Origin of the sequence: Blautia sp. HCP3S3_G3 (assembly GCF_052063365.1) — a bacterium.
Lineage (GTDB): Bacteria > Bacillota > Clostridia > Lachnospirales > Lachnospiraceae > Blautia_A.
This window is the reverse complement of record NZ_JBQHXR010000026.1, coordinates 16976-36917: the sequence shown is the minus strand read 5'-3', so window position 1 is coordinate 36917 and position 19942 is coordinate 16976. Positions and strand designations below refer to the sequence as shown.

Sequence of the window (19942 nt, the reverse complement as noted above, 5' to 3'; positions counted from 1 at the left end):
AACGGAAGTTCCGGAGAAATCCATAGCACAAAAACGCAAAAAATCCCCACGGATTTCTGCAAAGCTAAGATCTACTGTAATTCATTAAAACTCGCTGTGATTACCTAAAGCCTTCTTTAGTTCACAAAAGCCCCCTTTAATTAATAAATGAAAGCGGTTTGTTCATATGAGAAAATACCCGATTTTATTCAGAAACAATTTAGATTCTCTTAATTGACTTTGTGGGAGAAGACCTGTATACTGAAAAACCACAATGGTTTCGAAATTTGAAGAGAAACGAAAAGACAGGGAGGGGAAGCGCGTATGAACTTGAAGCAGGTACATCATATTGCAATCATTGGAAGCAACTATGAAGCATCCAGACATTTTTATGTGGATCTGCTGGGATTTGAAGTGATCAGGGAGAACTTTCGGGAAGAACGGAGGGATTACAAGATCGATCTGCAGCTGGACGGATGTGAAATCGAATTATTTATCATTAAAGATCGTCCGAAACGTCCAAGCTATCCGGAAGCGCTGGGACTGCGTCATCTGGCATTTCGTGTGGAAAGTGTGGATGATACGGTCAGAGAATTGAATGCACTGGGAATTGAGACAGAGCCGGTGCGTCTGGACGAGTTTACAGAGAAAAAGATGACCTTCTTTTTTGATCCGGATGGACAGCCTCTGGAAATTCATGAATGAATACAAAAAAATACAGCAAATTTAAGTGAAAATTACAAATGTGCGGAAAAGTATGTTATAATAAGCACATATCCGGGCACTGTTCGCACTGTATACAGGAAGAATATCCAGCAGAGCGGAAATTCCAGCAGAGCGGAAATTCCAGCAGAGCGGAAATTCCAGCAGAGCGGAAATTCCTGCAGAGCAGAAATTCCAACAGAGAAGAAACTACAGCAGAGCAGAGATTCCAACAAATAAGAAACTCCAATAAATTAGGAATTTCAATAAGTTAGGAATTTCAACAGAGCAGAACAGAGGCTATTTGATCATAACGGCAGAAACTCATCTCTGCCGGATAATCAGGAAAAGAAAAATGAATGGAGGATGAAGATTATGAAAAAAAGAGGAATCATCAGTGCTATCGTGTGCAGTATCTGCCTGATCGCATCCAATGCGGTTCCAGCTATGGCAGATGCAGTAAAAGTAGTAACCCTCGGTGCAGACCTGACAGATGATCAGAAGAACACCATGATGAGATATTTTAAGGTTGACAGCAGCCAGGTGCAGGTTCTTACAATCACCAATCAGGATGAACGTGATCATTTAAGTGCCTATGTTCCGCTTGAACAGATCGGAACCAGAACTGTCAGCTGTGCTTATGTAAAACCGACCCAGTCCGGCGGTATTAAAGTTCGTACAGCGAACCTTAACTGGGTAACCTGCAATATGATCGCAACCACACTTTCCACGTCCGGTGTTACCAACTGTGAAGTAGTTGCTGCCTGCCCGTTTGAAGTATCCGGTACAGGAGCACTGACAGGTATTCTGATGGCATATGAGACAGCCAGCGGAGAGAAACTGGATGAAACTAAGAAAGATCTTGCTACCCAGGAAATGGTTGTAACCGGTGAAGTTGCACAGGATGTCGGACAGGACGATGCAACAAGTGTGATCAACGAAGCCAAGATGCAGGTGCTTTCCGGCAATGTGCAGGATGCCAATGAAATTTATAATATTGTTGTGAACATTGCAGAACAGAATAACACCAGTTTAAGCAGTGAACAGCTTGACCGGATCGTAGAACTTCTGGAGCAGATCGCACAGCAGGATTACGATTATGAAGAGATGAAAGAAACCCTGGAAACAGTTGAAGAGAATGTTTCCGGAGAACCTGTGACAGATGATGGCGATGAGTTTGTGGAAGACAGCGGTGATGATGCCAGTGATGGAGACAGCATTGTAGAAGATCTGGATGAAAGCATCCTTGGTGATGATGTCATTGCCGGTTCTACAGAAGATCCTTCTCTTGCAGAAGAAACTCAGAGTGCATCTGCAGAAGAAGAGTGGGATTATACAGAAGAAACAGATGACGGTGCCGGTGAAATAGCAGAAGATGACTGGGATTACACAGAAGAATCTGTCGATGGCGGAGAAGAAGTCGCTGATACGGATGGAGAGAGTGAAGAGATTCCTGTTGATGAGGGAACAGATACATTAGAAGTTGCAGAATCTTCCGGCGATGAAATGACTGCAGAGAGTGGTGAAGAGACTCTGACTCCTGATTCTCTTGATGCAGATTCCAGAACTCTTTATGACCGGGCAGAGAAATTCTGTAAGGGTGAATACGAAGGCGATGCAGAAGCTCTTCAGGAAGCAATGGACGGAGCAGTTGCTATTGTAGCACTTGAGGATGAAACAGGTTCCAAACTGACAGAAAGAGTTCTGAAAGAATACCTGCAGATTCTTTTAGATAATGGAGCATCTTATGTACCTTCTGATGCAGATCTTTATATTACACCACAGCTGAATCAGCTGAATAATAAGATGATGCAGATCTTTGGCCTGACTGTTGATGAATCGGGTGCAGAAGATATTCTTGCCAGTGTTTCAGCAGAAGATAAACAGACGCTTTATGATGATACGATGATTTTCTTTGAGAGCCTTTATGGAGAGAGCGTAAAATCATATGATGAGGTAGTGGAGACCGAAGGAGAAATGCCTGAAGAAACCTCAGAAGAAGCGGTAGAAGAAGTTTACGAATAAAATTTGCAAAAAAGGACTATGTGTGGTGCATAGTCCTTTTTTGCGTTATAGGATGCTCTATGCATTTTCCTGTAGTATAAAAACTATTTTTCCTGTAGTATAAAAAACTATGGGCAGGTAACTTTCCTGTGAATTTTTTGTGATTTAGATGCGACGGAAACGGTAAGCACTGGAAATCGTATGTATTCTGTGATAAAATGTAGTAATATTGTAAAGACCTGGAGGGATAAACATGAGTTTGGCAGTGGTGACACTGAAAAAAGGAGAAGGACGACTTCTGAAATCCGGCGGAATGTGGATTTTTGATAATGAAATTGCAAGCATTATGGGAAGTTTTGTGAACGGTGATATTGTTCTGATCAGGGATTTTGACGGATATCCGCTGGGAAGAGGATATATCAATACCAATTCCAGAATTACCGTGCGTCTGCTTACGAGAGAAGAACATCAGGAAATCGATAGTGATTTCTTTGAAAAACGTGTGCGCGACGCATGGGAGTACAGAAAGAAAGTAGTAGATACCAGCAGCTGCAGGGTGATTTTCGGAGAAGCCGATTTTCTTCCCGGACTTGTCGTTGATAAATTTTCCGATGTGCTTGTAGTGCAGTCTCTGGCTCTTGGAATTGACCGCTGGAAAGAAATGATCGTAGATCTTCTGAAAAAAGTTCTTTTGGAAGATGGAATCCAGGTCCGTGGGGTTTATGAACGAAGTGACGCGAAGGTTCGACGCCAGGAGGGCATGGAACTGCAGAAAGGTTTTATTGGTCCGGAATTTCCTACACTTGTGGAGATTATAGAGAATGGCGTGAAATATCAGGTGGATGTAAAAGATGGTCAGAAAACCGGATTTTTCCTGGATCAGAAATATAACCGCCTTGCGATTCAGAAACTGTGCAGAAATGCGAAAGTATTGGACTGCTTTACCCATACCGGTTCTTTTGCGCTGAATGCGGGGATTGCCGGAGCAGAAAGTGTACTTGGTGTGGATGCTTCTCAGCTGGCTGTGGATCAGGCGACTGCAAATGCAAAGCTGAATGGTATGGATGACAGAGTAAAATTTATCTGCGAGGATGTATTTGAACTTCTTCCGGAGCTGGAGGAGAGGGGAGAGAAGTTTGATGTGGTAATTCTGGATCCTCCTGCCTTTACGAAATCCAGAAGTTCTGTAAAAAATGCGGTAAAAGGATACCGCGAGATTAATCTCAGAGCGATGAAACTCGTGAAAGACGGAGGATTTCTGGCTACCTGTTCCTGTTCGCATTTTATGACATATGAATTGTTTACCCAGACCATCGGACAGGCTGCACGAAATGTGCATAAGCGTCTCCGTCAGGTGGAATACAGAACACAGGCACCGGATCACCCGATTCTCTGGGCGAATGAAGAATCCTATTATTTGAAGTTTTATATTTTTCAGGTATGCAGTGAACGATGAAAGAACCGGAAAATCGGAATCTACAGGAAAGTGAAGAGAATCGTTGATTTGAAACTGAGATAACCGGCTCATACGGTGTTTCTATATTGTAAGTCAGTAAAACAGAAAAATAAACAAGTGTAAGAAAGAGAGGAATCATGATGAGTTTTCGTGAAGTAAAAGTAGAAGAACTGAGTTTTAATCCGTTTACCAAGATCGGGAAGGAATGGCTTCTGATCACAGCAGGTACAGAGGAGAAATGTAATACCATGACGGCAAGCTGGGGTGCCATGGGTGTTATGTGGGGCAAAAATGCGGTAACCGTATACATTCGTCCGCAGAGATATACCAAGGAATTTGTAGATCAGGAAGAGTTGTTTACCCTTTCTGTACTTGGATCTGAGTACAGAAAGGCATTAAATTATTGCGGTACTGTTTCCGGAAAGGGAATTGACAAGATCAAAGAAGCTGGTCTGACCCCATATTCCGTAGATGGAACAGAGGGAATTGCAGAGGCTGATATGATCATGGTATGCAAAAAGATGTATCATGATACGATTAAGCCGGAATGTTTTATTGCGACAGAAAATGACACGAAATGGTATCCGGAAAAAGACTATCATACCATGTATATCGCAGAAGTACAGAAAGTACTGGTGAAAGAATAAAAATTCTTCTTGCAGCAAGAGCGCGTGTTTGAAAATTCATTCCTGCCATCTGCACGCCTCAGTTTTCGGGAAAGCAATTTTCAAACATGCTCTATACTGTAGCGAACAGAAACAGTATTGAAAGAGAAAGAAGGAATTTCATGAGAGAAAAGTTTATCAGATTCATGCAGGGACGTAATGGAGTAGACCAATTGTCCAGATTTACTATGGGTGTGGCATTCGTATCGATCATTCTGGCGATTTTTGCAGGAAGCGGGAGCCTGATCGGTTCGCTGCTGGACACACTTGGACTTTTGGCGATTATTTACACATATTACAGAATTTTGTCAAAGGATCTGTCAAAACGCTATCAGGAGAATCAGAAATATCTGCAGATGACAGAAAAACTGCGCAGACGATTTCAGCGTGAAAAAAATATGATGCAGCAGAGAAAAACACACCACATCTACACATGTCCGGGATGCGGTCAGAAGATCCGTGTACCAAGAGGCAAGGGAAAAATTGAAATTGACTGCCCGAAATGTCACACAAAGTTTGTAAAAAACAGCTGAGGACAGGAAATCGTATCTGAGTGGAGGGAATATGTTCGGTTACGTAGTGGTAAATAAGCCGGAGATGAAGGTAAAAGACTTTGATCTTTACCGTTCCTATTACTGCGGCTTGTGTCGGGAACTCCGTGAAAAATATGGGATTGCAGGGCAGATCAGTCTGAATTACGATATGACTTTTGTGATTTTGCTCCTCAGTGGACTGTATGAGCCGCCTGTGAAAAAGGGAACAACAAGATGTATTGTTCATCCGGTAATGAAACAGGTGGTAAGAAAGAACGAGATTACTGAGTATGCGGCTGATATGAATCTGCTTCTTACCTATTATAAATGTATGGATGACTGGGCGGATGAAAAAAAGATTCTCAGGTTGATCTATGCAAAATTCCTGGAAAAAGGTGATAAAAAGGCGGAAACTGCTTATTTTGAAAAGTCACAGAAAATCCTGTCTCTTCTGAAACAGCTTTCTGAATGGGAAAAAGCCGGTGAAAAAGATATCGACCGGATGTCCGGATGTTTTGGCAGGATTATGGAAGAAATCTTTGTGTACAGAAAGGATAACTGGGAGCCGGTTCTTCGCAGAATGGGATTTTATCTTGGAAAATTTATCTACCTGCTGGATGCCTATGATGACGTGGAAAAAGATGCAGAAACTGGAAATTACAATCCATTTTCAGAAGAATATATAATGGAAGGGTTTGAGGAACATGTGCGTCAGCTTTTGCTCATGATGCTGTCAGAGGCATGTCGGGAATTTGAGAAGCTTCCTATTATAAGATATGCAGATATTCTGCGTAACATTTTATACTCCGGCGTATGGAGCCGTTTTCAGGCGGTGTCCGTGAAACGCAGGGAAGAACAGGAGAAAAATCATGTTAGATCCATATAGCATACTGGGGGTATCCAGAGATGCCACTGATGAAGAAATCAAAAAAGCATACAGGCGGCTGAGCAGAAAATACCACCCGGATGCCAATATCAACAATCCCAATAAAGCACAGGCTGAGGAGAAATTTAAAGAAATCCAGCAGGCCTATGATCAGATTATGAAGGAGCGGGAATTCGGTACAGGAGCAGGAAACTATGGCGGCTTCGGCGGTGCACAGAACAGCAGTACTTATCAGGATGAAGAAGCGATGCGCAGGCAGGCCGCAGCCAACTATGTGCAGAGCGGTTATTATCAGGAAGCGCTGAATGTACTTTCCTCGCTGGGTCAGCGAAACGGACAGTGGTATTATCTTTCTGCAATGGCAAATATGGGGATTGGAAATAATGTAAAAGCACTGAATGATATCAGGGAAGCAGTACGCCTGGAACCGAACAATTCCCAGTATCGGATGCTTCTTCAGAGAATGGAGGGCGGCGGAACCTGGTATCAGGAAATGCAGAGTCCTTTTGGCGGTATGCCGTCACAGGGCGGTGATTTCTGCATGAAGCTGTGCCTGGCGAATATGGCATGCAATCTTTGCTGTCCGGGCGGAGGATTTTTTTGTATCTGATTGTCTGTAAAAATATAACTGTAAACGAGCAAATATAAATAATTGTACAATAAAATCGGTTATATGCGGACAATAAGGAGCATATAACCGATTAATGTTTGTATAGTGTGCAGAATTAATTATGAATTCTGTCTAGAGTTTATAAGAAGAATGCTAAAAAAGAAAGAATATAGGGCATTTTTTATTAGGAAGAATTGACATTTTTCTCCGAAAATAATAAGATAATAAAGGCTGTATTTGTTTAAGACTGCATAACGGCAAAGCGGCAGATACAGAAAGGTTATATCAGACAGAAGAAACAGGAGGAAATGATAATGAGTATTCGTATTGGTATTATGGGATACGGCAATCTTGGACGTGGAATCGAGTGTGCAATCAAGCATAATCCGGATCTGGAACTGGTTGCTGTTTTTACCCGCCGTGCACCGGAAACGGTGAAAATTCTTACAGAAACTGCAAAGGTCTGCCATGTTGATGAAGCAGAAAACATGAAAGATCAGATTGATGTTATGATTATGTGCGGAGGAAGCGCAACAGATCTTCCGGTACAGACCCCGAAATTTGCACAGTGGTTTAACGTTGTGGACAGCTTTGATACCCATGCCAAAATTCCGCAGCACTTTGCAAATGTGGATAAGGCAGCTTCTGAAAGCGGTCATGTGGGAATTATTTCTGTCGGCTGGGATCCGGGAATGTTCTCCCTCAACCGTATGTATGCAAATGCCATTCTGACCAACGGCAAAGATTACACATTCTGGGGCAAAGGTGTCAGCCAGGGACATTCGGATGCTATCCGCCGTATTGAAGGCGTAAAAGACGGCAAACAGTACACCATTCCTGTGGAATCCGCTCTTGAGTCTGTGAGAAGAGGAGAGAATCCGGAGCTGACAACCCGTGAGAAACATACCAGAGAGTGTTTTGTGGTTGCGGAGGAAGGCGCAGATCTGGCACGTATCGAGCAGGAGATCAAAACCATGCCGAACTATTTTGATGAATATGATACAACGGTTCACTTTATCTCAGAAGAAGAGCTGAAACGTGATCACAGCGGAATTCCTCACGGCGGTTTTGTCATTCGTACCGGTAAGACTGGCTGGAACGATGAGAACAGTCATGTGATCGAGTACAGTCTGAAGCTGGATTCCAATCCGGAGTTCACTTCTTCTGTGATCGTAGCTTATGCAAGAGCTGCCTATAAGATGAGTCAGGAAGGCCAGAAGGGATGCAAGACTGTATTTGACGTGGCTCCGGCATATTTAAGCGCCCTTGACGGAGCAGAACTGAGAAAACATCTGTTGTAATTCATTGGTAAAATGTTACAAAAAAATAAATAGAATTTTGAAAGGATGAAGATGCTGTTTGCATAATCATCCTTTTTTTATTGCAGAAATAAGACTTTACTGTTGACGGAGAATAGCAATTGATATATAATGTGGTCATAAAGTTGTAACAGGATTGTAAAAAATAACTTTAAATTGTAATTGCCGGCAGCCGTTTCTGTTGGGAGAAACTGGCTGCTGTACTCATGAAACCAAAAATGAAAAGGAAGGTATGTATGCGGAACGTAGGTAAGAAGCTTAGAAACTGGGGGATACTGCTGCTGATGGTTCTTTGTGTGGCAGGAGCTGCCACCGCTGTTTCCTCTAAGAATGTACAGGCGGCAACCAAGACCGGATTCCAAACGATTAACGGAAAAACATACTACATCAGGTCAGACGGGACTAAACAAAAAGGCTGGCTGACCTTAAAGGGAAAGAAATATTATTTTAATACCAAAACCGGTGTTCAGCAGAAAGGCTGGCTGACAGACAGTAAGGGAAGAAAGTATTATTTCACCAGCAAGGCAGGCGTTATGGTGACCGGCTGGCTGGCGAACAGTAAGGGACAGAGACGTTATTTTGATAAAACAACCGGAGTTATGAAAACCGGCTGGCTGACTCTGAGCGGAAAGAAATATTATTTATACAGCAAGTCCGGCGTAGCAGCGACCGGCTGGCTGAAAGACAGCAAAAAACAGAAACGCTATTTTAATAAATCGACCGGCGCTATGACTACTGGCTGGGCAACGATAAGTAAGAAGAAGTATTATTTCAATACAAGCACCGGTGCAGCGAAGACCGGTTGGATGACTTTAAGAGGCAAGAAGTACTATTTTGATTCTGCCGGAGTTGTGAAGACCGGCTGGCTGACCTTAAGCGGCAAGAAATATTATTTCTACAGCGGTTCCGGAGCTGCGGCGACCGGCTGGCTGAAAGACAGCAAGGGAAATAAACGTTATTTTGATTCTTCCACCTGCGTGATGGCAACAGGATTTAAGACGTTAAGCGGTGCGACTTATTACTTCTTTTCAGGCAGCGGAGTCATGGCAACGGGCTGGCTGACGGACAGCAAGGGCAATAAACGTTATTTCGGAACAGATGGCAAGATGGCAACAGGTGATAAAACAATTGATGGAAAGGAATATACCTTCGGAAGTGATGGAATCATGATTGTAAACACCAATACCGGTGGAAACATCACACAGCCGTCCTCTGCAAGAACCATCAAGAATTATCTTTTAGGTGCTCTTCAGCCGGTAGGACGTGCCCTGTATGTATGGGGCGGCGGCTGGAATGATTCCACAAGGAAGGGTGTGAGCCCGACCTGGCAGGAGTGGTATAACAGCCAGACCAGCAGTTATGATTTCAACAATTATCGTGATCTGAGTACTGCAAACAGGGCGAAGGGACTTGACTGTTCCGGTTTTGTAGGATGGTCTGCATATCAGGTTATGCAGACGAAGTCCGGTGTCGGAAGCGGATATACGGTTGTATCAGGTGAAGTAGGTTCTTATTATAAATCGCTTGGATGGGGAACCACACTGACACAGTCTACGTTATCCAGCAGCGGATGGAAACTTCAGCCGGGTGATGTGGGATATAACAGCGGACATACCTGGATTGTTCTTGGACAGTGTTCGGATAAGAGTGTTGTAATTGTTCATTCTACTCCGCAGGCAGGATGCCAGATTTCCGGTACACCGACTCCGAGCGGTAATTACTCCAGTCAGGCGATCACACTTGCCAAACAGTATATGTCTAAATTCTCGGGATATACCAAATATGATTATCATCCATCCAGCGGTAATTATATTCGTAACGGTAATTACTTCCGGTGGAACAGAAGTACACTGGCAGATCCGAATGGATATACCAATATGACAGCAGACCAGATTCTTCGTGATCTGTTCAGTGGAAATTAATACATAAGAGGATTGTCAGGAATATTGGCAATCCTCTTTGTTATTATGGATAATTCAGAGCGCGTTTGAAAGCTGCGTTGTATCGAATTGTGACGTGCATTAGTTGGAAAGCAATTTTTAATACGCTCAAATATTTAACAGATCTGTTGGTATAAGCCGGTGTTATATACTTGAAAAACGGATATAAAAACGAAGAATAACATAAATGTTACAAAATATTAAACTTTTAAAGATTTATGCTTGCATTCTTTGTAATCATGTGTTAATATGTAAAAGAACTTGAAAAGAATATTTCGAAAATGTTACATAATAAACACGAAATTATGAGGGTGATAAACATGAAAAAAAGAGTTGTATGTTTGACATTAGCATTTATGATGAGCGCAGCACAGATTGTAAGCGTCAGTGCGGCCAGAGGAGAAGAGGAGATCATGGAAGATCAGGCATGGACCTACTCACAGCTCCAGGATGCCAGCGCACAGCTTGATGCTACTTATGCTCAGATTGATAATTTATATTATGCGAAATCACAGCTTGAGAGTGAGATTGCGACTCTGGATGCGAACCTTGTAAACGTGATGGTTTCCATTCAGACTCTGGAAGGTGACATTTCCAATAAAGAAGCAGACATTGCTCAGACCAAGGAGGATCTGGCCAAAGCTGAGAAGGCACGTGATAAACAGTACGAGGCTATGAAACAGCGTATCCAGTACCTTTACGAAAAAGGCGGCAGTGATGCATGGTTCCAGATGATGATGAACGCAGACAACCTGTCAGATCTTCTGACCAAGGCTGAATATACACAGAAGATGTATGATTACGACAGAGAAAGCCTTGAGAAATATGCGAATACCATTGAGCAGGTTCAGCAGCTCAGTGACAGATATACACAGGAGAAGGCAGAACTGGAAGCTATGAAGCAGGAATACGAAGCAGAATCTGTAAACCTGCAGAACATGATTGATCAGAAACAGGCAGAATCTGCAAATTGCGCAGATGAAATTGCTTACGCACAGCAGATGGCTACAGAGTATTCCAATCTGATCGTAGAATATCAGGCAGAGATTGAACGTCTGGAAGTCGAGAGAGCAGAAGCCGAGGCAGAGAGAATTGCTGCTGAGGAAGCTGCAAGAGCACAGGCTGAGGCAGAAGCAGCGGCTGCAGCTGCGGCAGAGTCCGATGAGACAGAAGCACAGAGTGATTATGAAGCTGAAACATTTTATGATGAAGACGGCGATCCTGTAGATCTTGCATATGCAGCAGCAAATGGAATTACGGTATATGATATTGACGGAGATGTACGTGATGCCAATTATCTTCTGGGAAATACGATTTCTTCCGAGTCTGGAAGCTCTGATTCCTCAGACAACGGATCCAGCAGTTCCGAGAGCTATGATACCGACGAATATGGTAACGTAATTGACACTGCGAATACTGTAGATGCATCTTCCTACACCAGCAGCGGATCCGGATCTGGTTCTTCTGTAGTAGATTATGCGACACAGTTTGTTGGTAATCCATATGTATGGGGCGGCACAAGCCTTACCAACGGTGCTGACTGTTCCGGTTTTGTACAGAGTGTATATGCAAACTTTGGGGTAAGCCTGCCGAGAACTTCTTATGAGCAGCAGAATGCCGGTTATGAAGTTTCTTATGCAGATGCACAGCCTGGTGACCTGATCTGTTATGGCGGACATGTTGCTATTTACATGGGTAACGGACAGATTGTTCATGCATCCAATTCCGTAGACGGAATTAAGATCAGCAATGATGCTACCTACAGAACCATTCTTTCTGTAAGACGTCTTGTATAATAAGAGTCATATGATAAAATTTTCAGGAGCTATCCATAGCGGGTGGCTCCTTTTTAGTATCATAGGAAAGTGATTTGCATGATATTAAAAAGTCCTCAGGAATTGTACTGCAGCGGAAAGGAAATACATGGATGAAGCAATCCGCAGCAGGAGGTGAATCCTGCAAAAACAGAATCCTTTCGTGATTTTATCCCCCCGGGGGGCTTGTATGAAGAGGGGAAGGTTTTTATAATTGGCTGTGAAACAGGAGCATATCAGGCAGGGAACAGCCTGAATGATTTTGACTGAACGGAGAAGACGAAATGAATTTAAAAGAAGAAATCCATGAGTACTGGACCAGACGTGCGTCTGGTTATTCAGAATATAATCAGCAGGAAATGGGGGATGCCAGACGTTCCATGTGGAAAACGAAGCTCCTTGCACTTCTTACGGAAAATTTCCCGGGAAAAGAGCCGGCAGATATCAGGATACTGGATGTTGGAACCGGCCCAGGATTTTTTGCCATTCTGCTTGCAGAAGCAGGATATCAGGTGACTGCTGTGGACTATACCGAAGAAATGCTGAAAGAAGCCCGTCAGAATGCAGGAGAACTGGCAGAAAGCATTTGCTGGATGGTGGGCGATGCACAGAATCTGAAGCTGGATGCGGAACATTTTGACGCGGTTGTGACGCGTAATGTTACCTGGAATCTGCCGGATCCGGCCAGGGCCTATCAGAAATGGTACCGTGTACTGAAAAAAGATGGAATTTTATTGAATTTTGATGCGGACTGGTATGGACATCTGTTTGATGAACAGAAGAGAGAGGCTTATGAGGCAGACCGCCGGAAAGTGGCAGACGAGCAGTTTGAAGATTATTATGGCGGCACGGATAATGAGAAAATGGAGGAAATTGCCCGACAGGTCCCGTTAAGCCGTCTGAAAAGGCCGGAGTGGGATCTGAAAGCCATGAGTGAGGCCGGTTTTAATGAGGTGGATTGTGACAGAAATGTGTGGAAAGAAGTCTGGACAGAGGAAGAAATTGTGAATAACTCTTCCACACCTGTATTTTTATTGAAAGGCAGAAAAACGAATGGTATTTTCCGTCTGTGCGGGATGGAAGCGACTCCCGGAGAGCGGGTCAGCGGTTTTCTGAAACTCGGAAATGGAGAATTCCAGCTGCCGGCAACGATTCTTCATGGAAAGAAACCGGGAAAAACCGCCCTGATCATGGCAGGTGTTCATGCCGGGGAATATGTGGGAATTCAGTCTGCAATCGAACTGTCTCAGAAATTGAAAACAGAAAAGGTAACAGGAACGGTCATTCTGGTCAAAGTGGTGAACCGCCCTGCTTTTGAGGCAAGAACCGGAAGTATGGGAAAAAGTGACCATAAGAATCTGAACCGTGTATTTCCGGGCAGAGCAGATGGAACAGAGATGGAACGTCTGGCGTATGCGATGGTTCAGGAATTGTATCCTTCGGCAGATTACTGTATTGATCTGCACAGCGGAGATGATTATGAGGAGCTGACTCCTTATGTATATTATGCGGGAAAAGCATCACCGGAGGTGACAGCGATGTCCCGGCAGATGGCGGAACAGGTAGATGTTCCCTACATGGTAAAATCCAATGTGGAATCCGGGGGTGCCTATAATTATGCTGCCTCTGTGGGGATTCCCAGTATTCTGATCGAACGGGGCGGAATGGGAGACTGGAACAGTGAGGAGTCGCGTTCTACCAGACGTGATGTACGCAATATTCTCTGTCACCTGGGAATTTATCAGGGAATGAAAGACTACCGCACGTATTATCCACTGGATGTGGCAGATGTGCGTTATCAGGATGCGTCTCAGGGAGGTCTTTGGTATCCGTATAAAAAGGCCGGTGATATTGTCCGCAGGGGGGAACTTCTTGGAGAAGTACGTGATTATGAGGGGAATGTGCTGGAAATCAGTACGGCAGAATATGATGGCGTGATTCTTTATCAGACCGGTTCCCTTCAGGTGCTGGAAGATGGTCCGATGGTTGCTTATGGAAGGATTGTCCGGGAACGGGACGAGCGGAAAGAAAGAATCGTGAAATACTGGGGAAAACGCAGTGAGAGCTTTCTTTCTCAGCGCCGTCAGGAGCTTCACAGTGCCATGGCAAAACGGTGGCTTGAGGAAATCCAGGGGCAGCTTTGTAAAGTGCATTCCAGAAGCCAGGAAGGCCCTCTGAAGATTCTTGACGTGGGATGCGGAACCGGATTTTTTACGATTCTTCTGGCAAAACAGGGATATGAGGTTACAGGAACAGACCTGACTCCGGAAATGGTGGAAAACTCCAGAAAACTTGCCATGGAGGAGGGGATATCCTGTGAATTTCGTGAGATGGACGCCGAGCATCTGGCATTTCCAGAGGAAACATTTGATGTGGTGATTTCCAGAAATCTGACGTGGACACTGCCGGATGCTGCGCAGGCTTACCGGGAATGGTTCCGGGTATTGAAAAAGGGTGGAATCCTCCTGAATTTTGATGCAAATTATGGACTCAGTGATTTTGCAGATACCACCGGTCTTCCTGAGACCCATGCTCATCATACGGTCGGGGATGAGATGATGCGGGAATGTGAGGAAATTAAGAGACAGCTTCCAATCAGTTCCTACAGCCGTCCGGCCTGGGATCTGGAAACCCTGGGCAAAATGAAAATAGAAAAATTTGATATCGATCTTGGAATCAGTTCGAGAATTTATCTGGAGAAAGACGAGTTTTACAATCCGACGCCCATGTTTCGGATCTGTGCAGAAAAACCTCATGCGTAAGCAGGAGGTTTTTCTGTAGTCTGGAGTGTGGTTGAAAATTTATTACCGCCATCTGCAAGCCCTGCTTTGCTGGAAATTGTGACGTATATCTGTCAGAAAGCAATTTTTAAACACACTTTAATACATCGGATTTCCCTGGGAACAAAAAAAGCCCTCCGGGCAGGATCGCACTGCGGCGGAGTGGAATGAATTTTCAAACACGCTCTAAAGCGATCCACCCCTGGAAAGAATCCTGCAGAGCAGGATTCTTTCCAATCATTGAATTGCTCTGAGATGATCTACAAATATTTTGCGGATTCCCGGATATTCGCCAAGACCCTTGATGACTGTTTCTGTGGAAAAACCGGCTGCTTTGAACTGGCTGTACCAGGACTGTGGATCATCTCCAGCCATATCATTCTTTGCGTGGTCTCCTGCCACGATCATGAAAGGAGCAAGAATCACTTTCTTTGGCTGATAGTTTCGAACCATTTTCATCAGAGTTTCCATAGAAGGATAGGCCTCTACGGTTCCAAGAAAAATATTGGGATATCCTTTGTCTTTAAAGGTATAATCCAGTGCTGCATAAATCGCGTTGGCATAATGCGTGGTTCCGTGTCCCATAAGAACCAGTGCTTCGTCTGACTTCAGATCTGAAAATTCTTCTGCAACTGCACGGATTACGTCAAGACTGTCCTGTTCTGTAGTAAGCAGAGGATCCCCAAATGAAATGGAATGGAAATCATCGCGATAGGCGAGAGCATCTTCTTTCATCAGATCATTTTCGATACCATTGATCACGTGGGTAGGCTGGATCAGAATGTCGGTGATTCCGTCTGCGCGCATCTGTTCCATGGCTTCTTTGACAGTATTCACATGAATATTATCCCGGCTTTTCAGTTTGCGGATGATCATTTTACTGGTCCATGCACGGTAGAGTGCATAATCCGGAAATGCAGCCTGAATATCCTGTTCAATGGCATCAATGGTTACCTTTCTTGTATCCTCATGGCTTGTCCCGAAACTGACTGCCAGAATGGCCTTTTTGGCGTTTGTTGACATGGTATTTTTTCCTCCGTAACATGGGTTTAGATGAATATCGGAAATATATTTTTCCAGTGTTTTTAAATTTCTGGGGAGCGGAAGTGAGGTTTTCAGAATCTGTTTCTGGCAGAGACTTTCGAAAAGCTCCAGAACCACCGGCGGCTCCAGATTCGTCTGTTTCAGTGCGGCGCGGTTGGAAAATACCTGCTCCGGTGTTCCGTGTATCAGAACTTTTCCCTCGTGAAACAGTACCACTTCGTCAGCCCATTCATAAGCGTAATTGACATCATGGGTGGCCATCATCACAGTAATTCCCTGTTCAGTCATCCGATTGACAATCTGATTTACCATGGTGGTATGTCTGGGATCCAGTGCAGCAGAAGGCTCGTCCAGAATAATGATATCCGGATGCATCACCAGGATATCCGCAATGGAAACCTGTTTTTTCTGACCGCCGCTTAAGGCATGAGTAGGCTTGTGCCGGAAGGGTGTGATCTCCAGCGTATCGATGACTTCTTCCACTTCCTGTCGGGCCTGTTCCTGTGGCACGCCGAGGTTCAGGATACCGAAAGAAATCTCCTGATAAACACTGGCAGAAAAAAGCTGATTGTCAGGATCCTGAAAAACGATTCCGATTTTACTTCGCAATTCCAGAAGATCTTTTTTGGAATAGGAGTATTCTTTTCCTTTGTAATAAAGTTTTCCTGACTGCGGGCGGCAGATACCGGTGCAGCAGAGGAAAAAAGTGGATTTTCCGCTTCCGTTGGCACCCATAAAAGCAATTTTCTTTTTGCGGCGGATCTCCAGGGAAAGTCCGTTGAGAGAATGGGATGCATCGTCATCATAGGAAAAATACAGATTTTCTGCTTTCAGGATAACGTCGTCGTGTGTGTTCATATAAAAAATTTCCTCCATAGGGCAAATAAAAACAAAGCCGTGTCAAATAAGATAATTGCCGCAACGATTTTTTTTCTGGGCGGACGGCTTTCTGACAGAACACGGATCGTTCCGTCATAACATCTGGCTTCCATGGCATCATACAATTTATTGGAGCGCTGTACTGCCCGGATCATCAGTGCAGAACCCAGCATTCCGAAAGACCGGATGGATGTTTTGTAGTCCCTGTTTCCGAGACGGCAGTTCTGTGAAGTAGTGAGTGCAGAAGCTGTGTCAAGCAGAACAAAGATGAAACGGTAGATCAGAAGCATCAGTTCAATCAGAAGTTTCGGACAGTGGAGTTTCCTTAAGACTTCCAGAATGTCAGGCATTGGTGTGGTAAAAGAAAGAAAGTACAGACAGGAAACGGAAGCCAGAGCTGTAAGAATCAGCTGAATGCCATAAAGCAGGGAATGCATATTTGTGGTGAAATACCAGCTGCCAAGAGGAACTGCAAACAGATCCATGGGGCTTTGCCGGATATGGAACATGACAGCGGCTGTACTGAGCAGCATAAATGCCAGAGGTACGGTCATATAGTGAAGGTATCTGGAAAAGGGAACGCTTCCCTTCCAGACGGTAAGAATTCCCATAACCGGCAGTACGATACAGGCTACTGCAATAGAACGGCTGGCAACACAGATACAGAGTGTGGCTATGGAGAAAGCAAATTTTTCTCCGGCATTTTCATACCGGAGACCGGAACGGTAGCAGAGTTTATCGATTGTGATCATGATTCGCTCCCATTCGGATTATCATTTTTCATCCATTTCTTCCGTTCTACAAAGCGCCCCATGAAAAAGGCAATGATTCCAACACCGATTCCCGTCTGGATGCAGAAGAAGAGACTTTCCACTTCCCCCGGAAGTTCTCTTCCCAGAAGCTTTTCCAGAACAGGGGCAGCCCATGGTTCATAGGAAGAATCGACTTCTTCTACAACCGTGCTGCCGGCATCGTCCGAACCGCCGAAATCGGCATCTTTTAATACAAATAAAGGAACAAGTGCAATCAGAAAAACAGCAATGACAGCAATGAAAACAGTTCTTTTCATATTATTGATTCTCCTTAAAATATCCGACAGCCCGAAGCTCCGGTCTGGCATAGGATTCCAGTCCCATAACAATTACCATGGTAATGATTCCTTCGATCACTGCAAGAGGAATCTGGGTAGGTGCAAAAACAAGCATAAATTTGCCCAGGGCAGCACCAAAGGTAGTATCTGTGTTGTGTGCAAGAGCCAGCTGGAAAGCGGTGATGCAATAGGTGAAAAGATCCCCGATGGCTGCAGCAAGAAAGACCGTTACTTTCCGGTTGAGCCGCGCTTTTTTGCAGAGAAGATAAATGCCGTAGGAGACAAAAGGACCTGCAATAGCCATGGAAAACGTGTTGGCACCGATGGTGGTCAGTCCGCCGTGAGCCAAAAGGATTGCCTGGAACAGCAATACGATCAGCCCAAGGATGGAAACAGCGGAAGGTCCGAAAAGAATCGCACCAAGCCCGGTTCCTGTCATATGTGAGCAGCTTCCTGTCACAGAAGGAATCTTCAGTGAGGAAATCACAAAGATGAAGGCACCGGACATAGCAAGCAGAGTGATCAGATTCCGGTGTTCATCCAATGTTTTTTTGATGGAAAGAAATCCTGCAAAAAGAAACGGGATGCATAATGTGCCCCATGCGATGCAGTATCCTGCCGGAAGATAACCTTCCATAATGTGCATGGCGTTAGCTGTCCGGACGATTCCGAAAGAGAGGGACAGGATGCACAGAACAATCAGCAGTTGTTTTTGACGTTTATTCATAGAAACTCCCTTCTGATGGCAAAAAAAATGCCTGCAGGGTTCTGGATCCCGACAGGCTGCTAAAAGAACAGATACGGAATTTGTGAATATGATTCAGAAGAAAGATATCATAAGCCAATCTGTTCTCACACAAGGCCATCGTTCGTAACCTGTGTAAATTCTGTATACAGGGCAGGTTTTCTGACTCGGGCATCCATGCTGCAGTCAGCCTTCCCGGATGATTCCAGTGGCATTGCAGACTGCGGCTCTTCCCATACAGCGGCGTGACCGTGTAAGCATTTCACTTACTTCCCTTTTGCAGTTCCCTGTACGTTTATTTTTCTTCATTAATAGTAACATATTTTGATGTTTTGTCAATTCTCTTCCATAAATGAAATCAACAAATTCTCTGCTGTAAAAAGTAAAAATCCTATTAAAAAACTATGGATTTTGTGGTATTGTATAGGTAAAGCAAATACCCGCAGGGGAAACAACAGACTGGAACGGCTGCATCTGATGTGCATTGGTGTAATTCATCAGGGAAAAGGAGGAATTGCATGAAGAGTTATTATGATATACTGGGCGTGGGAAGAGATGCTTCGCAGGCTGAGATCAAAGCTGCCTACCGAAAACTTGCAAAGAAATATCATCCGGATTCTTCTTCTGGAGCAGAGGAAGATAAGGAGCGTTTTCAGGAAATACAGGAAGCTTATGCAGTATTGTCAGATCCGGAAAAAAGAAAAATGTATCATTATTACGGACATGAAACTTATCGGAAGAGTTATTATGCGCAGCATTCGTCCGTACATGAAGACGAAGAGGGAAGTCAGGCGAAAGAGGGACACTGCGGGGCATGTGCGCAGGGCCGCAAACCTTCCGAGGAAGAAGGACCGCCTCCTCAGTCTGTAAGAATTGCCGTATGGCTGGAACTGGAGGAAACTTTGCAGACGGTGGTCAAAGATGCCTACTACACAGAACAGATTCCGAATCAGGATCAGACATCCAGGCTGAAATATACAGAAAAAAACTGGAAACTTCAGGTAAAGATTCCGGAAGGCTCCTATGATCATCAGTTTTTCATTCTGGAGGATATTCTGTGCAGCGGCAGTGAATTCCTTGAGGAACAGAAAATAAGAAATCCCAATAAACTGTTTGTAATCGTTGTGCTGCTGCGTGACAAGCCGGGAATTATCCGGCAGGGGTATCACCTGTATATGGACTGCACAGTGGATTATCATACACTGGTACTTGGCGGAACTGTCAAAATTCCTGTTCTCGATGGAGAAGTTCTTTTTGAGATTCCTGCAGGAACCACACCGGAAAAGAAACTCAGACTGGTGAATCAGGGACTGATCCGGCCGAAGAAGATGGGCGGACGGGGAGATCTGTATGTGTCGCTTCATATTCGGATCCCTGTAGAATTGACGATACCTCAGCTTTCTGCCATGCTGAAACTGCGTGATGCAATGGAGGCGGAAGACGGGATACGGTAAGCAAAGCGGTGGTTAACAAAGATACAGCGCAGCGAATGGTGA

16 protein-coding genes, 1 pseudogene and 1 riboswitch are annotated in these 19942 nt (G+C 44.4%); of the genes and pseudogenes, 12 read left to right on the top strand and 5 right to left on the bottom strand.

The window, feature by feature from the left end; translation table 11 throughout:
- Window positions 1–303: 303 nt before the first annotated feature.
- The 11 genes from gloA2 (at window position 304) to ACTNEW_RS14265 (ending at window position 14670) form a co-directional block, all read left to right on the top strand.
- Complete coding sequence (gloA2, locus tag ACTNEW_RS14315) at window positions 304–684, top strand: SMU1112c/YaeR family gloxylase I-like metalloprotein (RefSeq protein WP_441062205.1); 381 nt, start codon at window positions 304–306, stop codon at window positions 682–684.
- A 372-nt stretch (window positions 685–1056) separates the two neighbouring features.
- The gene (locus ACTNEW_RS14310; protein ID WP_441062204.1) at window positions 1057–2706 is read left to right on the top strand and encodes a DUF1002 domain-containing protein; all 1650 of its coding nucleotides are present in this window, start codon (window positions 1057–1059) and stop codon (window positions 2704–2706) included.
- Between the two features lie 232 nt (window positions 2707–2938).
- On the top strand, window positions 2939–4141 hold the full coding sequence (locus ACTNEW_RS14305; protein WP_441062202.1) for a class I SAM-dependent rRNA methyltransferase: 1203 nt from the start codon (window positions 2939–2941) through the stop codon (window positions 4139–4141).
- 140 nt (window positions 4142–4281) lie between these two features.
- On the top strand, window positions 4282–4788 hold the full coding sequence (locus ACTNEW_RS14300; RefSeq protein WP_441062212.1) for a flavin reductase family protein: 507 nt from the start codon (window positions 4282–4284) through the stop codon (window positions 4786–4788).
- A gap of 140 nt (window positions 4789–4928) precedes the next feature.
- On the top strand, window positions 4929–5339 hold the full coding sequence (locus tag ACTNEW_RS14295) for a hypothetical protein (RefSeq protein ID WP_441062201.1): 411 nt from the start codon (window positions 4929–4931) through the stop codon (window positions 5337–5339).
- A 31-nt stretch (window positions 5340–5370) separates the two neighbouring features.
- Window positions 5371–6225 (top strand): DUF5685 family protein, encoded by an 855-nt coding sequence (locus tag ACTNEW_RS14290; RefSeq protein WP_441062199.1) that lies wholly within the window; start codon window positions 5371–5373, stop codon window positions 6223–6225.
- Window positions 6209–6835: a J domain-containing protein gene (locus ACTNEW_RS14285; RefSeq protein WP_441062197.1), complete on the top strand. Its 627-nt coding sequence runs from the start codon at window positions 6209–6211 to the stop codon at window positions 6833–6835. The genes ACTNEW_RS14290 and ACTNEW_RS14285 overlap by 17 nt, the downstream gene beginning before the upstream one ends.
- 314 nt (window positions 6836–7149) lie before the next feature.
- On the top strand, window positions 7150–8136 hold the full coding sequence (locus ACTNEW_RS14280) for a diaminopimelate dehydrogenase (RefSeq protein ID WP_441062195.1): 987 nt from the start codon (window positions 7150–7152) through the stop codon (window positions 8134–8136).
- A gap of 254 nt (window positions 8137–8390) precedes the next feature.
- Entirely contained in the window at window positions 8391–10076 is a 1686-nt protein-coding gene (locus ACTNEW_RS14275; RefSeq protein ID WP_441062191.1) for an N-acetylmuramoyl-L-alanine amidase family protein, read from the top strand.
- Between the two features lie 338 nt (window positions 10077–10414).
- The gene (locus ACTNEW_RS14270; RefSeq protein WP_441062189.1) at window positions 10415–11890 is read left to right on the top strand and encodes a C40 family peptidase; all 1476 of its coding nucleotides are present in this window, start codon (window positions 10415–10417) and stop codon (window positions 11888–11890) included.
- Window positions 11891–12192: 302 nt separating this feature from the next.
- A complete protein-coding gene (locus ACTNEW_RS14265; protein WP_441062187.1) occupies window positions 12193–14670 on the top strand; it encodes a methyltransferase domain-containing protein in 2478 nt (825 codons plus the stop codon).
- Between the two features lie 255 nt (window positions 14671–14925).
- Here the strand turns inward: ACTNEW_RS14265 and ACTNEW_RS14260 are convergent, their stop codons facing one another.
- From ACTNEW_RS14260 to ACTNEW_RS14240, 5 genes and pseudogenes are all read right to left on the bottom strand, one after another.
- Window positions 14926–15711 (bottom strand): sirohydrochlorin cobaltochelatase, encoded by a 786-nt coding sequence (locus ACTNEW_RS14260; protein ID WP_441062211.1) that lies wholly within the window; start codon window positions 15709–15711, stop codon window positions 14926–14928.
- Between the two features lie 270 nt (window positions 15712–15981).
- Window positions 15982–16590 (bottom strand): annotated as a pseudogene (locus ACTNEW_RS14255) (energy-coupling factor ABC transporter ATP-binding protein); the annotation flags it as partial.
- Window positions 16587–17363, bottom strand: a complete 777-nt coding sequence (gene cbiQ, locus ACTNEW_RS14250) for a cobalt ECF transporter T component CbiQ (protein WP_441062185.1) — start codon at window positions 17361–17363, stop codon at window positions 16587–16589. The pseudogene ACTNEW_RS14255 and the gene cbiQ, both read right to left, overlap by 4 nt.
- On the bottom strand, window positions 17360–17680 hold the full coding sequence (locus ACTNEW_RS14245; protein ID WP_441062183.1) for an energy-coupling factor ABC transporter substrate-binding protein: 321 nt from the start codon (window positions 17678–17680) through the stop codon (window positions 17360–17362). Before ACTNEW_RS14245 ends, cbiQ begins: the two co-directional genes overlap by 4 nt.
- Before the next feature lies 1 nt (window position 17681).
- Window positions 17682–18428: an energy-coupling factor ABC transporter permease gene (locus ACTNEW_RS14240; RefSeq protein WP_441062181.1), complete on the bottom strand. Its 747-nt coding sequence runs from the start codon at window positions 18426–18428 to the stop codon at window positions 17682–17684.
- 153 nt (window positions 18429–18581) lie between these two features.
- A riboswitch (cobalamin riboswitch) is annotated at window positions 18582–18751 on the bottom strand.
- Between the two features lie 213 nt (window positions 18752–18964).
- Here ACTNEW_RS14240 and ACTNEW_RS14235 point away from each other — a divergent pair.
- A complete protein-coding gene (locus ACTNEW_RS14235) occupies window positions 18965–19900 on the top strand; it encodes a DnaJ domain-containing protein (RefSeq protein ID WP_441062179.1) in 936 nt (311 codons plus the stop codon).
- Window positions 19901–19942: the final 42 nt, after the last annotated feature.

Bases quoted from the DNA above. Each gene is read 5' to 3' on its own strand.
- gloA2 (WP_441062205.1), top strand. From the start codon at position 304: ATGAACTTGAAGCAGGTACATCATATTGCAATCATTGGAAGCAACTAT.
- ACTNEW_RS14310 (WP_441062204.1), top strand. From the start codon at position 1,057: ATGAAAAAAAGAGGAATCATCAGTGCTATCGTGTGCAGTATCTGCCTG.
- ACTNEW_RS14305 (WP_441062202.1), top strand. From the start codon at position 2,939: ATGAGTTTGGCAGTGGTGACACTGAAAAAAGGAGAAGGACGACTTCTG.
- ACTNEW_RS14300 (WP_441062212.1), top strand. From the start codon at position 4,282: ATGAGTTTTCGTGAAGTAAAAGTAGAAGAACTGAGTTTTAATCCGTTT.
- ACTNEW_RS14295 (WP_441062201.1), top strand. From the start codon at position 4,929: ATGAGAGAAAAGTTTATCAGATTCATGCAGGGACGTAATGGAGTAGAC.
- ACTNEW_RS14290 (WP_441062199.1), top strand. From the start codon at position 5,371: ATGTTCGGTTACGTAGTGGTAAATAAGCCGGAGATGAAGGTAAAAGAC.
- ACTNEW_RS14285 (WP_441062197.1), top strand. From the start codon at position 6,209: ATGTTAGATCCATATAGCATACTGGGGGTATCCAGAGATGCCACTGAT.
- ACTNEW_RS14280 (WP_441062195.1), top strand. From the start codon at position 7,150: ATGAGTATTCGTATTGGTATTATGGGATACGGCAATCTTGGACGTGGA.
- ACTNEW_RS14275 (WP_441062191.1), top strand. From the start codon at position 8,391: ATGCGGAACGTAGGTAAGAAGCTTAGAAACTGGGGGATACTGCTGCTG.
- ACTNEW_RS14270 (WP_441062189.1), top strand. From the start codon at position 10,415: ATGAAAAAAAGAGTTGTATGTTTGACATTAGCATTTATGATGAGCGCA.
- ACTNEW_RS14265 (WP_441062187.1), top strand. From the start codon at position 12,193: ATGAATTTAAAAGAAGAAATCCATGAGTACTGGACCAGACGTGCGTCT.
- ACTNEW_RS14260 (WP_441062211.1), bottom strand. From the start codon at position 15,711: ATGTCAACAAACGCCAAAAAGGCCATTCTGGCAGTCAGTTTCGGGACA.
- cbiQ (WP_441062185.1), bottom strand. From the start codon at position 17,363: ATGATCACAATCGATAAACTCTGCTACCGTTCCGGTCTCCGGTATGAA.
- ACTNEW_RS14245 (WP_441062183.1), bottom strand. From the start codon at position 17,680: ATGAAAAGAACTGTTTTCATTGCTGTCATTGCTGTTTTTCTGATTGCA.
- ACTNEW_RS14240 (WP_441062181.1), bottom strand. From the start codon at position 18,428: ATGAATAAACGTCAAAAACAACTGCTGATTGTTCTGTGCATCCTGTCC.
- ACTNEW_RS14235 (WP_441062179.1), top strand. From the start codon at position 18,965: ATGAAGAGTTATTATGATATACTGGGCGTGGGAAGAGATGCTTCGCAG.